This is a genomic window from Flavobacterium bizetiae (genome assembly GCF_902804475.1).
Classification (GTDB): domain Bacteria; phylum Bacteroidota; class Bacteroidia; order Flavobacteriales; family Flavobacteriaceae; genus Flavobacterium; species Flavobacterium bizetiae.
This window is the reverse complement of the sequence record NZ_CADCSU010000115.1, coordinates 1-18,298: the sequence shown is the minus strand read 5'-3', so window position 1 is coordinate 18,298 and position 18,298 is coordinate 1. Positions and strand designations below refer to the sequence as shown.

Annotated in this window: 18 protein-coding genes; 5 read left to right on the top strand and 13 right to left on the bottom strand. The window is 33.9% G+C overall.

Translation table 11 applies throughout. The features are described from left to right. Window positions 1-215 precede the first annotated feature (215 nt). A complete protein-coding gene (locus FLACOL7796_RS16275; RefSeq protein WP_173971786.1) occupies window positions 216-764 on the top strand; it encodes a type 1 glutamine amidotransferase domain-containing protein in 549 nt (182 codons plus the stop codon). A 190-nt stretch (window positions 765-954) separates the two neighbouring features. Here the strand turns inward: FLACOL7796_RS16275 and FLACOL7796_RS16270 are convergent, their stop codons facing one another. From FLACOL7796_RS16270 to FLACOL7796_RS16240, 7 genes are all read right to left on the bottom strand, one after another. After that, the gene (locus FLACOL7796_RS16270; RefSeq protein ID WP_232067392.1) at window positions 955-1,224 is read right to left on the bottom strand and encodes a hypothetical protein; all 270 of its coding nucleotides are present in this window, start codon (window positions 1,222-1,224) and stop codon (window positions 955-957) included. A gap of 228 nt (window positions 1,225-1,452) precedes the next feature. Further along, window positions 1,453-1,620 carry a hypothetical protein gene (locus FLACOL7796_RS16265; protein ID WP_173971785.1) on the bottom strand — a complete coding sequence of 56 codons (168 nt, stop codon included), beginning with the start codon at window positions 1,618-1,620 and terminating at the stop codon, window positions 1,453-1,455. A gap of 155 nt (window positions 1,621-1,775) precedes the next feature. Then, entirely contained in the window at window positions 1,776-2,450 is a 675-nt protein-coding gene (locus FLACOL7796_RS16260) for a hypothetical protein (RefSeq protein ID WP_173971784.1), read from the bottom strand. A gap of 107 nt (window positions 2,451-2,557) precedes the next feature. Next, window positions 2,558-3,001, bottom strand: a complete 444-nt coding sequence (locus FLACOL7796_RS16255; RefSeq protein WP_173971783.1) for a hypothetical protein — start codon at window positions 2,999-3,001, stop codon at window positions 2,558-2,560. Between the two features lie 654 nt (window positions 3,002-3,655). Then, a complete protein-coding gene (locus tag FLACOL7796_RS16250) occupies window positions 3,656-4,744 on the bottom strand; it encodes an efflux RND transporter periplasmic adaptor subunit (RefSeq protein ID WP_173971782.1) in 1,089 nt (362 codons plus the stop codon). Then, complete coding sequence (locus FLACOL7796_RS16245; RefSeq protein WP_173971781.1) at window positions 4,734-8,018, bottom strand: efflux RND transporter permease subunit; 3,285 nt, start codon at window positions 8,016-8,018, stop codon at window positions 4,734-4,736. The genes FLACOL7796_RS16250 and FLACOL7796_RS16245 overlap by 11 nt, the downstream gene beginning before the upstream one ends. Before the next feature lie 10 nt (window positions 8,019-8,028). Continuing rightward, on the bottom strand, window positions 8,029-9,414 hold the full coding sequence (locus FLACOL7796_RS16240; RefSeq protein WP_173971780.1) for a TolC family protein: 1,386 nt from the start codon (window positions 9,412-9,414) through the stop codon (window positions 8,029-8,031). A 165-nt stretch (window positions 9,415-9,579) separates the two neighbouring features. Between FLACOL7796_RS16240 and FLACOL7796_RS16235 the strand changes: the two genes are divergently transcribed. Both FLACOL7796_RS16235 and FLACOL7796_RS16230 read left to right on the top strand, forming a co-directional pair. Continuing rightward, window positions 9,580-10,620: a sensor histidine kinase gene (locus FLACOL7796_RS16235; RefSeq protein WP_173971779.1), complete on the top strand. Its 1,041-nt coding sequence runs from the start codon at window positions 9,580-9,582 to the stop codon at window positions 10,618-10,620. Continuing rightward, window positions 10,617-11,315: a LytR/AlgR family response regulator transcription factor gene (locus FLACOL7796_RS16230; RefSeq protein ID WP_173971778.1), complete on the top strand. Its 699-nt coding sequence runs from the start codon at window positions 10,617-10,619 to the stop codon at window positions 11,313-11,315. Before FLACOL7796_RS16235 ends, FLACOL7796_RS16230 begins: the two co-directional genes overlap by 4 nt. Window positions 11,316-11,420: 105 nt before the next feature. On the opposite strand, the gene FLACOL7796_RS16225 is transcribed toward FLACOL7796_RS16230, so the two are convergent. Beyond that, a complete protein-coding gene (locus FLACOL7796_RS16225; RefSeq protein ID WP_173971777.1) occupies window positions 11,421-12,137 on the bottom strand; it encodes a DUF4386 domain-containing protein in 717 nt (238 codons plus the stop codon). 150 nt (window positions 12,138-12,287) lie between these two features. Between FLACOL7796_RS16225 and FLACOL7796_RS16220 the strand changes: the two genes are divergently transcribed. Together FLACOL7796_RS16220 and FLACOL7796_RS16215 are read left to right on the top strand one after the other, a co-directional pair. After that, on the top strand, window positions 12,288-12,761 hold the full coding sequence (locus FLACOL7796_RS16220; protein ID WP_173971776.1) for a PepSY-like domain-containing protein: 474 nt from the start codon (window positions 12,288-12,290) through the stop codon (window positions 12,759-12,761). A gap of 175 nt (window positions 12,762-12,936) precedes the next feature. Continuing rightward, a complete protein-coding gene (locus FLACOL7796_RS16215; RefSeq protein ID WP_173971775.1) occupies window positions 12,937-14,124 on the top strand; it encodes an IS4 family transposase in 1,188 nt (395 codons plus the stop codon). Between the two features lie 75 nt (window positions 14,125-14,199). Here FLACOL7796_RS16215 and FLACOL7796_RS16210 read toward each other — a convergent pair whose 3' ends face one another. From FLACOL7796_RS16210 to FLACOL7796_RS16190, 5 genes are all read right to left on the bottom strand, one after another. Further along, a complete protein-coding gene (locus FLACOL7796_RS16210; protein ID WP_173971774.1) occupies window positions 14,200-14,964 on the bottom strand; it encodes an SDR family NAD(P)-dependent oxidoreductase in 765 nt (254 codons plus the stop codon). A gap of 168 nt (window positions 14,965-15,132) precedes the next feature. Further along, window positions 15,133-15,861: an SDR family oxidoreductase gene (locus FLACOL7796_RS16205; protein ID WP_173971773.1), complete on the bottom strand. Its 729-nt coding sequence runs from the start codon at window positions 15,859-15,861 to the stop codon at window positions 15,133-15,135. Between the two features lie 202 nt (window positions 15,862-16,063). Then, on the bottom strand, window positions 16,064-16,987 hold the full coding sequence (locus FLACOL7796_RS16200) for a helix-turn-helix domain-containing protein (protein ID WP_173971772.1): 924 nt from the start codon (window positions 16,985-16,987) through the stop codon (window positions 16,064-16,066). Between the two features lie 164 nt (window positions 16,988-17,151). After that, a complete protein-coding gene (locus tag FLACOL7796_RS16195; protein WP_173971771.1) occupies window positions 17,152-17,712 on the bottom strand; it encodes a 2'-5' RNA ligase family protein in 561 nt (186 codons plus the stop codon). Window positions 17,713-17,805: 93 nt separating this feature from the next. After that, on the bottom strand, window positions 17,806-18,144 hold the full coding sequence (locus FLACOL7796_RS16190; protein ID WP_173971770.1) for a hypothetical protein: 339 nt from the start codon (window positions 18,142-18,144) through the stop codon (window positions 17,806-17,808). Between the last annotated feature and the right edge of the window lie 154 nt (window positions 18,145-18,298).

The following is an 18,298-nucleotide window of genomic DNA, read 5'->3' as shown; positions in this document are numbered from 1 at the left end:
GTAATTTAATTATTATCTGAGATTTCATCCTATAAAATAGTAATCCAAATTGACATTATTTTTATATAATTTTAGTTTAATTTTTAAGAATAATTTGAAATTCAATTAATTAACTTTTATTAAAGAAAGGTTTAACATGCTCTGTTTTCGCTGGCTGTCTCAAATTACTAATTTTAAGTAAATCAAAATTAATAACGTTTTAAATACTTAAAATTATGAAAAAGAATATAGCCATATTAGCCACAAACGGTTTTGAAGAATCAGAATTAGCATCACCTAAAGCCTATCTTGAAGAGCAAGGCTGGAATGCAGATATCATCAGTTTGAAATCCGGAACTATCAAAGCCTGGAAAGATGGTAATTGGAGCAAGGAATATAATGTTGATGTAGTATTAGATCAGGCAAATGAAGCAGATTACGATGCTTTGGTTCTTCCCGGAGGAGTGATAAACCCTGATTTATTGAGAAGAGAAGAAGCCGCAGTAAATTTTGTGCGTTCCTTTTTTGAAAGCAAAAAACCAGTAGCGGCTATTTGTCACGGGCCTCAGATCCTAGTAGATGCTGATGTTTTAAAAGGCCGAAAAGTAACTTCGTTTTTCTCTGTTAAAAACGATTTAAAAAATGCCGGAGCACAATGGGAAGACTCCGAAGTAGTCGTAGACAACGGATTAGTCACCAGCCGAAACCCGAATGATTTACCCGCTTTTAATAAAAAAATGGTGGAAGAAATTAAAGAAGGAAAACACGAGCGTCAGACAGTCTAAAAGATGTTTGTATGTTATAAAAAATGCTAGATCAATTTTGATCTTGCATTTTTTTTGTAACGGCTAGTTTAATTATTTATGCTGTGTGAAGTCTCCCGACTTTATGCACGTTACAATGAGACATTGCAAATCTAGATAAGAATGGAATATAGGGATGTGTACGAAGTCGTGAGACTTCGCACGGCGCGGGTTATTCTGTAGCCATTGAGTAAACACTGACAGCCATATTATCAACTGTTTCTAAGGTATTTCCGTAGTTGTTTTCTTCATTATTATTGAATGCTTTGTTTACTTTTTCAGAAAGAAAAACATTTCCAAATAGACCATATCCAATACTTTTACTTTTGCCTTGCCATGTAATTTTAGTAATAGAAAATAGTATATAATTGTCTCTGGTTACTGAATTCTCAATTAACTTTTCTGCCAAAGAACTTCCAAACAAAATTCCTAATTTTTCCATATCAGACCCATTTTCTGAGATAGAATTCTGAACAACTTGATTTATTACTGATTTTACAGCTTGTTTATGTTCTTCAATACTTGGGTTAGTTAAAAACTGTTATCAAAATGATAGTTGCAAAAACTATAAGTATTATATTCGATTTTTTCATAATATTTTTATTTGGTCTTCATTTTTCCAATAAATAAGACTTCCATTTCTGGAAGTCTTAAAATAAACAATAAGCTGTTAAGCATATTGGATTAACTTCCATGTTACAGCATTATTGTTGTAAGGAGGAAATTGATTACCTTTTGCTAGCGGTATAGTTGTTGACGGGGAAGACTGTGCTTCCCAAACTCCTGATTCAGGACATGTTTCACCAGTCTTGCGGGTTGTTCCTAATGGTAATGACATAATTTAAATAATTTAGGTTAATAATTACCAAACTTAAAACCAATCATTGCGTAATTATTACGGAAAACCTTTTTTGAGTTATTTTTATTTAAAAATATAATTGGAATAATAAAACCTTAATTTTAGAAAATCTAGTTTTTTATTTTTAAAGTGCTTTAATCCCGAAACATATAATGATATTCTTTTTCTAATATTTTTTGTTCGTTTTTTGTTAATCTCATAAAAGAAATGCATTGCCCATATCCGTATTTACTATCTCCAAGACACTCAACAATTCTTAGGTTATTGGTCTTAATTTTGTTAATACAAATTTCAAATATTTTAGGATCTAACCAATCATCAGAATATTTAGGTTCAAACGTTACGATTTCTTTATTGAGTTTAAACTGAACTTTAATCGGGCCAAAATTAGTTTGCCATTTTTCGTCAATATTTTCAGGATTAAATTTGCCTTTTGATAGTAAAGAAAAAGAATTAATTACATTCTCATAAACTTTATTTTCTTGGCAAACATCGGCTTCTAAATCCATGTAAAACGTTTTATGATCATCTAGGCATGCCAGTTCAAATTCATCTATATTCATACCTGGATCGTATGGTTTTCCGAATATTTCTGAATACTTTTTTATCCTTTTTAAATGGAGCTTATCAAATACTTCTTGATTTGTAAGATCATGAAATTTTTCAAAGAAACCGCATTTTCTCAAAATACCTATGTCTTGAACGACTTTTTCTTTTGAAATTTTCTTTTCAATCTTCATATTGTTTTCTTTTCTCTGGTTATTACAAGAAATGAACGTAAGTAAAAGTATGATTACGATTTTTTTCATTTAATAAAATTTCATTGAAATTATTATTCGATTTTATTTTTATTTAAATTTTTGCGATATATAAATTCAAGAGCAAAACGCTCGTTCCAACTAGCAGAATATCAATTCTATTTCTCTTCAATAATTTTATACCTTTTATCTTCAATAAATAATTCTTTAGGTTTTGCATTATCAGGAAATTCAAATAATACAATTCTATCAATTTCTTTTTTTGGTTTTATTTTGGTTTTCGTACCAGTAAAATAGGCCTGAAACTTCAAAAATCGATATAAACTATCCTGTTCTGTTGAAATGTAAACATTTTCAAAATCGAAAATGCAATCTTTTTCGCCCTCGTTTCTTAAAGTAAGTTTCAGTTTTACAAACTTCATTCCTTCTGCTGCTTCTATTGGCATTGAGATTATGGGGCCATTTGGCGGACCTGGTCTCATATAATCTTCTGAAACTTTTCTAAATTTAATTTGTAAACCTTCAATACTACTACTTTCAATTTTAAATGCGGCGATGACAATGAATAGCATAAATAATGCTATCACTTTAATTTTTATCATAATTTTTGTTGTTTGTAACTTGATTCCATTAGTGTTGGTTAACGAAAAGCAGGGGTTTAAAATGGTAATTATTTCTTTATGAATTTGTATGTAAATTTTTTATTTGAAGAATAAGTAATCTTTTTGTCATAGTTATAATGTTAGGCTTCATAGATCTTATTTCGCTTTTAATTTTAACGATTTGTTTGTGGTTTTGATGATTTTTAAGATTTGCAAATATATTTTATTTTGTAATAAAAGCATTGTTTAAATTATTGTTTATTGTAAGGTGTGTTATAACAGCAAAGTCAGTCATTTCGGGTGAAGATTGTTTAATTAATAAGGTTGTAAAGAAATATAACCACAAAGTCTGTCATTTCGACGGAGGAGAAATCACACTAGAAATTTGACCACGATTGATGCTTTTATGAGCGGAGTTACCAGTGTGATTTCTCGTTCCTTGAAATGACAACAATATGTTTAATAATTACTAAAAAAAAACTTTGTGTCTTAGTACCTTCGTGGCAAAAAAAAACAAAAACAAAAAAAGGACGATACTATATCAAGTATCGTCCTTTCAGGTAAATTGTAATCTACATTCTAAAATTAGATTTTAAAATGCCGCATTAAGCGTACAGTTTTTGGTAATCACTAAAAATGAAGACTAAACGCAGGTTATTCGTTTATGATATCGCCTTCTTTAGTTTCTTCGCTGGCAATTTTTACCAGTTTATCTTTCAGGTTCAAATCTCCGAAGATTTCGATTTTATCGTCGATTTCTCTTCCTTTTTTTACATTTACTCGTGTTGCTTTGTGGTTGATCACTTTGATCACATACAGACCTTCGGCAGAACTCACCAATGCCGATTTTGGCACTACAAATGTACTGTCTTTCGCGTTAAGTGGTAACAAAACTTCGGCAACCATTCCTGGTAAAAGATCTTTTTTTGTATTCATAACATCCATTTCTACACGCTCAGAACGTAACTTTAAATCTAATGCTCCGGACATTCTGGTAATTTTGGCTTTAAAGTTTTCAGGCAATGATTTTACATTAAAATTCATTTCATCGCCCTCGTGTAAATATCCTGTGTAAAGCTCAGGAACAGAAACTGCCAAACGCAATTTGTCTTGTTGCTGAATGGTCAATAAAGGCAAATCAGATCCTTTTCCTGCAGGACCAACAAAGGTTCCTAAGTTTACGTTTCTTGCTGCTACAACTCCGTCAAAAGGAGCACGAATTTCAAGATAACCTCTCATAATCGACACTTCTTTGTGGGCTGCAACTGCGGCTTGATATTGTGCGTAATCTGAGTTTTTCTTTCCGTTGGCCATTTCTAAATCATTCTTAGAAATCGTTCCTTCAACTTTGCTTGTTTCGTACAAACGGTTGTAAGTGCTTTTGCTTGTCGCATAAATAGCTTCCATCGATTTTAGTCTTGATTCGGCTGCGGCTAGTTGAGAACTGATTTCGGGCGCTTCAAGAACGATCAAAAGTTGTCCTTTTTTTACTTTGGTACCAATATCTACTTTTAGCAATTTTACAAAACTGCTTACTTTAGCATACAAATCTACTTGTTGAAAACCAGTTAATTCGGCTGGTAAACGCAACTCTGTAGTTAGTTTTTCTTTCTCTAAAGAAATGGTCTCTGTTTTAGGCTCAATTTCGGCAGTAACGGTTTCTTCTTTCTTAGAATTACAGCTCGTTAGAAAAAATACGGCTACAAAAAATAATGCGGTCGATTGTATAATGTTATTTTTCATTTTTTTGATTTAATGATGAGATATAATGGATGCTTTCTTCGTCTTCAGGATCTAAAGAAACAGATTGTGTTGTTGTTTTTTCTTGTGCCCAGGCAAAGATAAGTGGCAAGATTAGCAATACGGCAAATGTCGAAAATAATAATCCGCCAATTACGGCTCTACCTAACGGAGAAACCTGATCGCCACCTTCACCATGACCAATTGCCATTGGCAACATTCCGGCAATCATCGCAACAGATGTCATGATAATAGGACGAAGACGCAACGCTGCTGCTTCACGTGCCGATTCTAACGCATTTCCATTTCGTTTTCGAAGCTGTTCTGCATTTGTAACCAATAATACGGCATTCGCGATCGAAACCCCAACGGACATAATAATACCCATATAGGATTGTAAGTTAAGGGTAGATCCTGTAATAGTAAGCATTAATAATGCTCCTAAAACTACCGCCGGAACGGTTGTTAAGATTACTAACGAAACTTTGAACGACTGGAAATTAGCGGCTAACATTAAGAAGATTACAAATATGGCAACCAATAATCCTACTTGTAAACTGCTTAATGTTTCTACCAATACTTTACTCATTCCGATTGGAGTGATGAATAACCCCCTTGGTAATTCTCCCAACGAACTGATTGTTGCATCTACATCTTTTACTGCCGTACCTAAATCGGTCTGGCTAATGTTGGCTGTAACGGTAATGTATGGCATAGCCCCTAAATTGTCATTTTCACCACTTACAAATCCGGGTGTAATTTTTGCAACGTCGCTTAAAACAGGACGAAGCGAATTTTTTAATACCGGAATTTCTCCAATATCGGTTTTACTCTTCATCTGATTCAAAGGCACCTGAACCTGAACGTTGTAGGATAATCCGGCTCTTTCATCTACCCAGGTATTTTTCTCGGTATATCGTGATGATGAGGTCGAAGCTACAAGCGAACGTGAAATATCATTCATATCTACACCCAATTCGGCTGCACGGGTTCTGTCGATATCAATATTCATTGCAGGATAATGAATAGGCTGGCCAATTTGCACGTCTCTGAAATAAGAAATTTTCTTTAGTTTCTCTACAATTTGAGTAGCGTATAGTTCATTTCGTTTTTTGTCTTTTCCGGCAATACGAACTTCGATTGGAGTAGGAGATCCCTGGCTCAAAACTTTATCGGTCAATTCGATTGGTTCAAAAGATAGTTTTACATCCGGAAGCACTTTTTTGATTCGGGCTCTAAACTCGTCTTTAAAGTTATCCATATCCGTATGATACTCTTTTAAACTCACCTGAAATACGGCTTCATGAGAACCTGCCATGAACAAATAAATCGGGTTGATCGAGAATAACGACGGGTGTTGACCCACATAAACAGATGAAATTCCGATATGTTCTTTACCCACCATTTTTTGCAATTCTTTCAAAACAATAATTGCTTTTTCTTCGGTACGTTCTAAACGGGTTCCGTCTGGAGCGCGCATTCTTAACTGAAACTGACTTGAATTTACTTTAGGGAAAACATCTTTTCCGATAAAATTAATAAAGACAACTGCCAAAAGCGTAATTCCGATAAGGTACACTAAAGCGGTTATTTTTCGATAAGGAAACAATCGATCTAATGTTCTCATAAAACGGATTCTGAAACGTTCGAAAACGCCTATTTTCCCGTCATTGTCAATATCTTCTCTTGTTACGTACGCTTTTTTCTGCGTGATAAGATCTTTCTCAGATTCCGGAGTTAATCCGCAATCGTTAAATTCTGCTTCATCATCGGTAATTTCCGGACCATGAGCGTGTTTTTCGTGACCTTTCATCATCCAGTTGGCCATTACAGGCACAAAAGTCTGAGAAAGTAAGAAGGAAATTACCATCGAGAATCCAATTGCTAAAGCCAAAGGCAAGAACAAAGCTCCCGGAATTCCTACCATGGTAAAGGCTGGCGCAAAAACCGCCAAAATACAAAGTAAGATCAATAATTTAGGCAATGCAATTTCCTGACAGGCATCCCAAATGGCGAGCGCCTTGGGTTTTCCCATATCGAGATGCTGGTGAATATTTTCGATTGTAACGGTACTTTCATCCACCAAAATACCAATTGCCAAAGCCAATCCACTTAAAGACATTAAGTTGATCGTTTGTCCAAATAATTTTAGAAATAAAACTCCCGAGATAATCGAGATCGGAATTGTCATAATTACAATCAAAGCGGCACGACGGTCACCAAGGAAAAGCAATACCATTAATCCGGTTAAAACCGCTCCGATAATACCTTCTGTAATCAAACTTTTTACCGAGTTAATCACATAAACCGACTGGTCAAATTCATAAGATAATTTTACGTCTTCGGGTAATGTACTTTGAATTTTAGGCAATTCGGCTTTTAATTTCTGAACCACATCCCAGGTCGAAGCGTCTCCGGCTTTTGCAATACTAATATAAACCGAACGTTTTCCGTTTACCAAAGCATAACCTTGCGTAATATCTGCACCATCTTTTACAGTGGCAACATCACCTAATTTTAAGTTTTGAACACTTCCTTTAAACAACGGAATATTCTCAAAATCTTTAACTTCTTTAATTGTATTATTGGTTGGCGTAATGTAGTTTACATCGCCCATTCTCACGTTTCCTGACGGAGCCGTCTGGTTGTTGATACGAATCGCTTCAACCACCTGATCTGGTGTCATATTATGCGAACGCAATAAATCCGGATCTACGTTAACCTCAATAGTTCTTGGGCTTCCGCCAAAGGGTGCCGGAGATAATAAACCGGGAATCGAAGTAAACGAAGCACGAACATAAACGTTGGCTAAATCCTGCAATTCGTTGTTTGATCGTATTTTACTACTCAAAACCAATTGACCAATTGGCAATGAAGAAGCATCAAAACGAATGATAAACGGAGGCTGGGTTCCGGGTGGAAACGCCGCCTGAATTCTGTTCGAGAGTGAACTTAATTCGGCTGCAGCCTGAGCCATATTCGTGTTTTCATAATAGGTTAATTTCATGATCATTAACCCCTGAATATTTTTGGTTTCTACCGATTTTACACCATTGGCAAACGGTAAAATGTTGACATAAGTCTTAGCAAAATAAGCTTCCATCTGGTCTGGTGTATAACCTCCAAAAGGATGTGCAATATAGATAACCGGCAAGTTCATTTTTGGCAGGATATCTACCTTAATGTCTTGTATGGCACCAATTCCGAAGAAAAATAGACCCGCAACCAATACTAATATGGAGATGGGCTTGCGGAGTGCAAAACGTATTAAATTCATTAGGATCTAATTAAAATTCATTTATAAATAAGTCAAAATTGCCGGTAGCAGCTACTTTAAGCAAAAACGATTGCCACACATTGTTATTGACAATATCACGGTCAATTTCGGCGCGGTTTAGCGTATATAATGTTTGGGTTATATCGGTTAAATCCGTTAATCCGTTTTTGTATAAAGTTGATTTTTGTAAATACGCTTTTTTTGCTGCATCGACCTGAATTGGCGCTTCGGCAAAGTTGTCCAGCGTTATTTTTATTTTATCATCAGCCAATGCCAATTGCGATTTCAGTTCTCTGTCGGCCTGATTGTATTCTTCCTGTAAACCTTGCGAAACATATTTTTGAGCGCTTACTTGTTTGCTTGCTCTAAACGGAGTCGTCAAATTCCAGCTAATTCCAATTCCGATCAAGTAATTGGTACGATCCGGATTTACGCCATCCCAATAATTTCTGTTGAATGAATTTTGATCCGTAACATAATCGCTATTAAATCCTGAAGCGCGCGTTTGCAAAACACCAAAAGCGCTCATTGTAGGATAGTAAAAACGCTTGTACAATTTTACCTGTTGGTTGCTGTAATCAATTTTAGTTTTATAAAACTGAAGCAAAGGATGCAAACTATCTGAAGTTGCCGTTGCTCTCAAAACCTCTTTTGGAATATCGTTTACAAACAAAGTATCTGTAACAAAATCCTGAGGCGCAACACCCATCAAATCGACTAATTTATTGTTTTGTTCCTTGACGAAGTTTTTAGCCAGATTCAAAGAAATCTTTGCTTTCGAAACTTCGGCTGTAGCCAATGTAGAATCCACTCCGGCCAATAATCCGTTTTTAACGCGGGCTACGGCGGTTTTCTTAAAAATTTCGGCACGGCTTAAATTCTTTTGCTGCGAAATCAGTAATCTTTGGCTGGCCAATAAATTCAGATAAGCAGCAGAAATTTTAATTTCCTGTTGAAATTCTTCTTGTTTTAAATCTTTTTCTTTGGCCTGAACATCGATTTTAGCCAAATTGATTTTTTCCTGAATTTTCCCGAAGGTGAAAAAATCCCAGTTCATGTTGACCAGGTACAAAGCACCAAAAGCTGAATTCCAGTTTTGGTCCGGCAAGGCAGGTCCGGAAGAAGCTGTTCCTAAACCATTAAAACCGTACAAAGCACCGTTTTGCCCGTTGATTGTTCCGTAATCCTGTTGTGCCGATAAATTAAGATTTGGCAGATAATCACGCTTGGATTGCTTGAGCGTCTCGCGTGAAGCATTGGTGTAATTGTTTTTTGCTTTGATGGAACCGTAGTTTTCTAAACCTGTTTTTATGGCTTCTTTTAAAGACAAGGTTTGTGCATAACTACCACAAGCAAAAATCAAGAAAACTAATAAAGTAATTTTTCTGAAGTACATAAAATTAGTGGTATGAAATTGATACAACAAAATTATTTCTCTTGAGCTGATATATGTCATCTTAAATGATGTACTACGATAATAAATGACCAATTGAATTCGTCATTTTTTGGAAATATAAATTAAATATTTGTTCGTACTTTGTAAACTATTTAAGTATTAAAAATGAATAAAAAATTTGATAACATATTAGACAACAAATGGTGGCAGGAGGTTGCCGTTGTCGCCTTTTCATTTACGATTTATACGTTAAAAAATGACTGGATGTTATTTAGTTCTTTTACTTCCATATTAATGGGCGTATTTTTCTATCTGGTTTTATACATGCATGCCCAATTCAATCGTTTCTTTCTTTTGCCCATATTATTCAAAACCCAACGTCCCGTAACTTATATTATTTTAACCCTTTTTGGTGTATTTGTCTTTTCTGTAGTGTTGTACGAGATTACAATGCTTGACATGTTTAGCAATTGCCATCTCTATCAAAACTCACATCAAAGAAGTTACGCGTACCAGCTGGCGAGCGTTCTTGGAACTTTGGTTTGTATTTTGAGTCCGATAATTGTGTTTAAATTCTATAGGATTCACAGAAAGAAAACCAATGAAACGTTGTTGTTTAACGAAATGCAACTGAATTCTTTAAAAGGACAATTAAATCCTCACTTTCTGTTCAATACCTTTAATACCCTTTACGGAATTAGTCTTGAATTTCCTGAAAGAACGCCTGATTTGATTATGAAAGTCTCGCAGTTAATGCGTTATCAATTAGAAAGCAATAACAAAAAATGCGTTTCTCTTGAAGAAGAACTGGAGTTTATAAACAGTTATGTACAACTTGAAAAAGAAAGAGTAGGGTATCGTTGCGAAATTACATACGATTTTAAAATCGATAATGAGAATGCTTATAAAGTATCACCAATGTTGTTGATTGCTTTTATCGAAAATGCCTTTAAACACGGAACCTGCGCCATCGAAAAATGTTTCGTGAGAATAATTATTACGGTCGAAAACGGTTTGTTGCATTTGCATGTTGTAAATTCAATTCCGACCAAAAAAACAGATGTGGTTTCTACCAAAATTGGTTTAAAAAATACCATAGAACGTTTGAATTTAATTTATGGTAAAAACTATAAATTAGATATTCAGGACGATAAGAACACTTATATTGTAGATTTTAAAGTACAATTGAAAAAGTTTGTAGAATGAGAGAATCCAAAAAATGTATAATTGTAGATGATGAACCCGCGGCGCATTATGTGCTGGCGAATTACATCAAGCAAAATCCGCAATTAGAGTTGGTTTTTCAGGGCTATAATGGTATCGAAGCAATGGATTATCTACGTGAGAATACGGTCGATCTGATGTTTTTGGATATTAATATGCCGGAGATTTCTGGTATGGAGTTGCTTAAGATTCTTCCAACTCATCCGAAAACAATTCTCACCACTGCTTATTCTGAATTTGCTCTGGAAAGTTATGATTACGGAGTTATTGATTATCTTTTAAAACCCATTTATTTTCCGAGGTTTTTAAAAGCCATAGATCGTTTTTTTGCAACCGAAACTGTAAAGATAAAAACGGAAGAAACCATTGTAAATTCTGTGAGTGTAAAAGTAGACGGTTATTTTATCGAGATCGAATTAGATCAGCTTTTGTTTGCACAAAGTTTTGGTAACTATGTAAAATTGCACACTCTAAAAAGAACCTATCTGGCCTCGATTACCACCAGCGAATTCGAGAAATGTTTACCGGAGAAAAATTTTATGCGCATTCATAAATCTTATATTGTCGCACTGGATAAAATTGAAGCAACAGACAAAGATTTTGTTGTGATAAAGAATGAAAAATTACCGGTTGGCATTACTTATAAAAGGGAATTATCTGACCGGTTAAAAAAATAAAACCCGAAAAAAGTGCTTACTAATTCAACTATTTTCAAAAACGAAAGCCTGCAATGATGTTTCTTGTGGGCTTTTTATTTCTATTCGGGTTTTATTATAAAATGATTACGCTAATTTTTGTTTCCAGACGTGTAGATTTACACCTTTAAAAATAAGCCATAAACTCAATGATAATTCGGCAAGCAAGCAAGGCATTAATATAACAATGCTGGAAAGTTGCGGCATCAGAATCAAGGCAAAACTATTAAACAAATAACAGATTCCTGCAATACTCATTAAAACGCCAATTGCCTTTGGAAAATAACCTGATCTAAAAATCATATAACCTTCAAATAAACATACAAACCCGAAAAAGATCAACCCAATTCCGAAACCAAAATCGTGTAGTTTGATCGACAAATACGATAAAGTATGCAATTGATCCGGTGTAAAAGATTTTAGATATTCAGCATCACCCAAGAAGAATAATGCCGCTAAAAGATTCAGTTTGTTAGCCACTAAAACTGCCGTTTGTATCAAATTAAACGACAAATTAAGCAACGCCAGTTTTTTGCTTACAGGTTTTAAAAGGTAATATAAAATGATCATTACGGGCAAATCGCAAATGTGCATGATAATATCCGCTGTGATTCCCATTTTCCATAAAGGCTGAGCGTGTATGATATTGTTTGCGGTGGTATTGACATCTCCGTAAACAACAAGTTTGTTTCTGACAAAAGCCTCAGCGCAGAGTCCCATTAAAATGATAACAAGGTATAATATTCCGGCTATGCGGGCATAAGCTTGTGGTGAACTTTCGAAATTCTTCAGGTTTAATCTCATATTTCTGTGGTCTTGGTTTACTATAAGACTGTTTAGTTTGAATAATGTTACTATTTATTTTAACATTTTTTTTCAATTTTATATTTACTTCAAAATAAAGTAGTAATTTTAATACGTTATTTTAAGGATTGTTAATTTAAAACCGTAACGATGAAAAACCTTTTCTTTATTATTACCTTTTTATATAGTAGTTTTTTAATAGGACAAAATGGAGTTTCTCCGGACAAAGTGGTCACTCCGCCAGAAAAAGTGTTGTATACTTTTCAAAAAGAATATCCTGGAAAAGTACCTGTTTGGACAATGAAATATGTTGGAGACGATGATGATGAAATACGTTACGAAGCCAAATTTAAAACCAATGCGACTACCGAAGTATTGGCTGTTTATGACAATTTGGGAGTTTTAAAAGCTTTTGAATCTCAAATTCCGCTTAGCAAACTTCCTGCAAAAGCTCAGGCTTATTTAAAGAAAAATTATCCTGCAAAAGCCATTAAAGAAATTGCCGTTGTAGTAGACGACAAAAGTAAAACGACCTATGAAGTAGGAGTACAAAAGAACGCTAAATTTTATGATGTTGTTTTCGATAAAAACGGAGGTTTTGATGTGATTGTCGAAAAAGATTAAACCAGCATACTTACTAACTCAATATATTTAAAACGAGAAACCCGACCAGATTATTAATTTGGTCGGGTTTTATTTTTGTTGTTTCGTTATATAAGTAAACCCGACAGGTTTTTAAAACATAAGTGTTCGGAAGAGTTCAATTGATTTGTATATTAGTATTATAAAGTCTAATTGTATGCAAAATAAAGTCACAGTAGGTTCTTTATTAAAATTGATCGATAAAGATTCTTTAGAATTAATAGCCATTGAAACTAATGTTGATTATAAGGCTAAGAAATTGTCTGGTGAAGTTGTTTTTAAACTTATTTTGATGAGTATTTTAGATGATACCAAAGTAAGTTTAAGAATAATGGAAAAAGTTTTTGCAAGCAATATGTTTAAGTTTTTTTCGGGTGTCGAGAAATCCCAGACAGTTAAATTTAGTAGTATTTCTGAAAGACTTTCAATTATAAATGAAGAATATTTTGAGAAAATCTTTGAAAATATTTTTACCCTCTCTAAGAGTTATTTTAAAGAAGGATTAGATCTTTACAATATTAGACAATTTGATTCGACTAGCCTATCTTTGTCAAGTAAGCTTTTAAAGAAAGGAATGGTTAATGGTCTGAAAAATAAGAATGGCGAACACTCTAAGAATCAGATTAAATTTACTATTGGTCTATACAATAATCTTCCTTTGGATTTGAATTTCCATAATCAACAAAACTATTTAGGTGAAGACATAGCATTAGGCGAAGCAATACTAAATACTACCATCAGTGATAATGAGATTGTTGTTTTTGACAGAGGTTTAAAAAAACGCAAGACCTTTAAAGAATTTAATGATAGGAATATTTCTTTTGTAACCAGAATAAATCCTACTAAGAGTATAAAAATCTTGGAAACAAACAAATTGAGTCCTGATCTTGAAACAGAAACATTAAAAATTTTAAGCGACCAAAAGGTCAATCTTTTTCATGAGAAAAACTTTTTGCTAAAAGAGCCTTTTAGATTAATAAAGGCAGAATCAAAAAAAACAACGGAGATCTTGTTTTTTCTAACAAATATAGATGATTTAGGTGCAGATGAAATAACATCTATTTACAGAAAAAGATGGGATATTGAAGTTTTTTTTAAATTCATTAAGCAACATCTTCATTTTAAACATTTTTTGAACTACAGTGAAAATGGGATTAAAGTGATGATGTACATGACAATGATAACAGCAATATTGCTATTAATCTATAAGAAGATTAATGAAATAAAAAGTTATAAAATTGCAAAATTTCAATTTGTGGAGGAACTAAATATGGAAATAATAAAGGAAATAGTGGTAATCTGCGATGGAGATCCCAGCAAATCACCACTATTTAATACAACTTAAAATATCTTCCGAACACTTATGGTTTTAAAACCTGTCGGGTTTAGCGCCATGTTTTATTAAATAATTTATAATTATTTAAAGCATCATTCCGCCGGAAACCTCGATACGCTGTGCATTTACCCAACGAGCTTCTTCGGTACATAAAAAAGCTACAACACCACCAATATCGTCTGGTAAACCAACTCTTCCCAGAGCGGTAACCGATGCTATTTGTTGGTTCATTTGCTCATTATCACGAACAACTCCACCACCAAAATCAGTTTCAATAGCGCCTGGAGCGACAACATTTGCTCTGATTTTTCTTGCGCCTAATTCTTTTGCCTGATATTTGGTCAGGGTTTCAATAGCGCCTTTCATAGAAGCATACGCAGCATAACCCGGAAATGAAAAACGAGCCAAACCAGTTGAGATATTTATAATTCCTCCACCATCATTCATAACATTCAAAGCTTTTTGAGTCAGAAAGAAAGGCCCTTTAAACTGAATATTGGTCAATTGGTCAAATTCAGCTTCAGTTGTTCCGATGAATGAATTATGAATCCCGATTCCTGCGTTGTTTACCAGAAAATCAAATTTATCGGTTTTAAAAGTACTTTTTAAAACTTCTGAAACCTGATTAAAAAAAGTATCAAAAATACCGGAATCCGCTACGTTTAGTTGCAATGAAGCTGCTTTTTGTCCTAAAGATTCAATCTCTTTTACAACAGCATCAGCTTTGTCTTTTTTGCTGTTATAGGTAATGATTACGTCAATTCCTTTTTTTGCAATTGCTATTGCCATATTTTTTCCTAAACCTCTGCTACCGCCTGTAACAAGAGCTATTTTTGTATTTACTGCCATTTTTATTTAATTATGAGTTATGAATTGTGAATTGTGAAATGTGAAACGTTGCCACTCCCGATAGTTATCGGGATAAAGGATTAAAGAGATTGAAAAAATCTGCTTAATCTGCTCAATCTGCGAGAAAAAATTAAACACATAGAATCATAGATTTTTAATATTTACATTTTACAGATTAGAATGCAATACTTTGAACGATTCTTTTAATTCCGGAATGCTTGCATTAATTCTTGTTGCGCTGGTTCCAAAAGTTAGTTCGTCTTTTCCTTCTTTTAATTGTTCAAAAATAGAGACGATAAAATCACTAACGCTTGGATGTGCATCATGCAAACCAACTCCGCCAAGATCTGTGTTTAATGCCGGTGGAATAATTTCGATTACTTCAATATTTTTTGCTTTCAAAATGTGACGAAGTGAGATCGTAAACGAACGGAAAAATGCTTTTGTAGCCGAATAAACCGGAACTTTTGCAAAAGGAGAAAGAGCCAGCCCAGAAGTTACATTCATCACGGTTGTAAGCGATTTTAACTGAATAAAAAGCGATGTTAGATGTAATGGCGCTTCGATATTGGTGGCAAGTTCAGTTTTCATGCTTTCATAAAAACCAGTATCTGTAACCGAAACCCATTTTTGAATTCCTGCATTGTTAATTAAAACATTTAAGTCAGGATGGTTTTCTGCAATCCATTCGTAAAGTGCCACGCGTTCTGCTTCGATTGCCAGGTCGCAAACTTTTGTGATTACGGTTGGAAATTTTTCTTTGACTTCATTTAAAACAGATTCACGTCGGCCACAAATGATTACGGTATTGTTTTCCTGAATAAATCTTTCGGTAAGTCCAAGCCCGATACCGCTTGCGCCACCTGTTATTAGAATTTTGTTGTTTGATAAGTTCATCTTTTTCGATCTTTTAAATTGATAAGACAAAGGTAGGAGCGAAGTAGGCTTGGGGAATTGTAAATATCAAATCGATGTTTGCGAAATTCAAATCATAGTTATGAAATTCCAATCTTTAAATTCCAAATTCCAAAACGTTGCGACAAACTTTGTCAAAGTTTAAAACTTTGACAAAGTTGTAGAAAATCTAAAATCAATAAACCTAAACTCTAAAAGCCAAAGGCGTAAAAGAAGTTTGTTTTTTAAAGAAGTTAGAAAAATGTGCTAATTCTTCGAAACCTAGTGAAAATGCAATCTCAGAGATATTCCAGTCGGTTTGTTTTAGCAGAATCTTAGCTTCATTTGTTAATCTTGTGGTGATTAATTCCGTGGTGGTTTTTCCGGTATTTTCTTTTAAAACTTTATTGAGATGATTGACATGCACAGATAATCTTTCAGCAAAATCTTTGGCTGTTCGAAGCTCTAATCGCTGATTTGGGGATTCTATTGGGAATTGCCTTTCTAGTAATTCAGCAAATAAAGAAGAAACTCTCGCTGCTGAATTATGCTTAGAATACAAAGCAGTTATAGGTTGTAATTTTTGACCAAAGTGAATTAACTCTGCCACATAATTCCTAATCAAATCATATTTATAGATATAATCTGAATTGATTTCTTTTTGTATTTTATTGAAAATCAATTCGACTTCGGCAACTTCTTCATGTGTAAGCTGAAAAATAGGATAACCGTCGGATGCAAAAATGGGAAGTTCGTCCAGATCAATTCCGCTTTTATTTTTCGATAAAAACTCGCTTGTAAAAACACAAAATTGCCCCGATTGATTAATGTCCTGCGGAAGATAATTGTACGGGATTTTTGGCGTAGCGAACAAAAGGCCTTGCTTGTCTATTTCAATTATTTTATCGGCATATTCAGCGCGGTTTTTGCCTTTTATTAAACTTATTTTATAATAAGCGCGTCGATCGTAAGGCATACTGGGCTTTTCTTTCATCCTTTCGTACAGCTCTTTAATGTCGAATACATTAAAATGACCAATTTCTTTTTTAATGTCGTTGGGTAATAATGAGCTTGGTTCAACTGATGAGCCTTCGGTAATGTCTTTGTAGAAAGAATCTAGAGATTTCATAATTGCTTCGAATTGTAAAATTCAAATATACGAAAAAAAATAGCACGCAGATTTAACAGATTTAAACGGATGTACGCTGATTTTTTGTTCTCGTTTTTGTCATTCCTCCGTAAGGATGACAAGATTGCGGGTATTTGTAGTAGAAAAAAAATTGAATCTTGTATTCAAAATAAACTTCCCTGAACTAATTCTGGTTGTGGGTTACTGCCAAATGAGAAAGTATCAATCACGAAAAACTGTTTTTTAACTGGATCGAGCTCTCTTAAAACGATATTATCACATAAAAAACTCATGTCGATTGTGGTAAATAAAGTATTGGCTGTTTCGATACTTTCGGGAGTTAGTTTTCTTGCGATAGAGATATGGGGATCGCTGCTCTTTTTTAAATTTGAAAGCAGCATCGCATCCTGAGTTTTTTTCATAACTGGTTTTAGATTCGTTTTAGATTCTTCATTTGGAGCAATAAAAAATGCCCCGCTGTCGTAAGAACCAAAATGATCTAAATAAACGGGAAAGGGAGTGAAGGTGTAGCAGATTTTAAGCAGTTTTTCTTTGAATTTATCCAACTGAGATTCATCAATCGTAAATTCGCAAATAGTAATATGTGCAACAGAATTTTTGCTGTTAAACCAACCAATTTTAGCCGCCAGTTCTTCTTTCATCGTTTTAATACGATCGATTATTTCTTGTGAAGGATGAATGACAACTGAATATTTCTTTTCCATTTTTAGGGTTTTCAATACTACAAAATTAGGATTTAAATTGAGTATTAAAAACGCTAAAAGATTCATTGTTTTTGTTGGGTTTGGCGCCGATTGTTATTTATGAGGTAAATTATTGTTGTCCTTTTTTTCTTTTAGATATAATCGGTGAAGAATTTCTGATTTTAATAAACCGCTTCCTCCTCCAAAATGTTCAATTACTTCGACATCAGGTTGTTGTTCTAAGCAAAAAGTAGTAAAGTTTTTCTCGACATGATCTTCGATTCCGGAACTTAACAGCACGATGTCGATTTTGTGATTTCGAAAGTATTCCTGAGCCTCATTTTCATGACTGAAAGCTACTGCGTTCCAATTTTCATCTGCCTTTACAAGTCGAAGTAAAATGGCCAGGATCGCTTCGTTTTTTCCGAGTAATAAGAATTCAAGAGTTTTCATAATCGTTTTTTATTTTCAGTTGGACAGCATTTCTAGTTTATTTTACAAAGATATTGGTTAACTCAAAAATTATGACTTAATCTAGGATAAGAAATTAAATTAAAAAAAGGGTTTGATATTTGTCTATTATTGGTCAGTTTTTAAACGATAAGAG

Excerpts from the sequence above, each read along its gene's own strand:
- FLACOL7796_RS16275 (WP_173971786.1), top strand. The coding sequence starts at position 216 with ATGAAAAAGAATATAGCCATATTAGCCACAAACGGTTTTGAAGAATCA.
- FLACOL7796_RS16270 (WP_232067392.1), bottom strand. The coding sequence starts at position 1,224 with ATGGAAAAATTAGGAATTTTGTTTGGAAGTTCTTTGGCAGAAAAGTTA.
- FLACOL7796_RS16265 (WP_173971785.1), bottom strand. The coding sequence starts at position 1,620 with ATGTCATTACCATTAGGAACAACCCGCAAGACTGGTGAAACATGTCCT.
- FLACOL7796_RS16260 (WP_173971784.1), bottom strand. The coding sequence starts at position 2,450 with ATGAAAAAAATCGTAATCATACTTTTACTTACGTTCATTTCTTGTAAT.
- FLACOL7796_RS16255 (WP_173971783.1), bottom strand. The coding sequence starts at position 3,001 with ATGATAAAAATTAAAGTGATAGCATTATTTATGCTATTCATTGTCATC.
- FLACOL7796_RS16250 (WP_173971782.1), bottom strand. The coding sequence starts at position 4,744 with ATGAAAAATAACATTATACAATCGACCGCATTATTTTTTGTAGCCGTA.
- FLACOL7796_RS16245 (WP_173971781.1), bottom strand. The coding sequence starts at position 8,018 with ATGAATTTAATACGTTTTGCACTCCGCAAGCCCATCTCCATATTAGTA.
- FLACOL7796_RS16240 (WP_173971780.1), bottom strand. The coding sequence starts at position 9,414 with ATGTACTTCAGAAAAATTACTTTATTAGTTTTCTTGATTTTTGCTTGT.
- FLACOL7796_RS16235 (WP_173971779.1), top strand. The coding sequence starts at position 9,580 with ATGAATAAAAAATTTGATAACATATTAGACAACAAATGGTGGCAGGAG.
- FLACOL7796_RS16230 (WP_173971778.1), top strand. The coding sequence starts at position 10,617 with ATGAGAGAATCCAAAAAATGTATAATTGTAGATGATGAACCCGCGGCG.
- FLACOL7796_RS16225 (WP_173971777.1), bottom strand. The coding sequence starts at position 12,137 with ATGAGATTAAACCTGAAGAATTTCGAAAGTTCACCACAAGCTTATGCC.
- FLACOL7796_RS16220 (WP_173971776.1), top strand. The coding sequence starts at position 12,288 with ATGAAAAACCTTTTCTTTATTATTACCTTTTTATATAGTAGTTTTTTA.
- FLACOL7796_RS16215 (WP_173971775.1), top strand. The coding sequence starts at position 12,937 with ATGCAAAATAAAGTCACAGTAGGTTCTTTATTAAAATTGATCGATAAA.
- FLACOL7796_RS16210 (WP_173971774.1), bottom strand. The coding sequence starts at position 14,964 with ATGGCAGTAAATACAAAAATAGCTCTTGTTACAGGCGGTAGCAGAGGT.
- FLACOL7796_RS16205 (WP_173971773.1), bottom strand. The coding sequence starts at position 15,861 with ATGAACTTATCAAACAACAAAATTCTAATAACAGGTGGCGCAAGCGGT.
- FLACOL7796_RS16200 (WP_173971772.1), bottom strand. The coding sequence starts at position 16,987 with ATGAAATCTCTAGATTCTTTCTACAAAGACATTACCGAAGGCTCATCA.
- FLACOL7796_RS16195 (WP_173971771.1), bottom strand. The coding sequence starts at position 17,712 with ATGGAAAAGAAATATTCAGTTGTCATTCATCCTTCACAAGAAATAATC.
- FLACOL7796_RS16190 (WP_173971770.1), bottom strand. The coding sequence starts at position 18,144 with ATGAAAACTCTTGAATTCTTATTACTCGGAAAAAACGAAGCGATCCTG.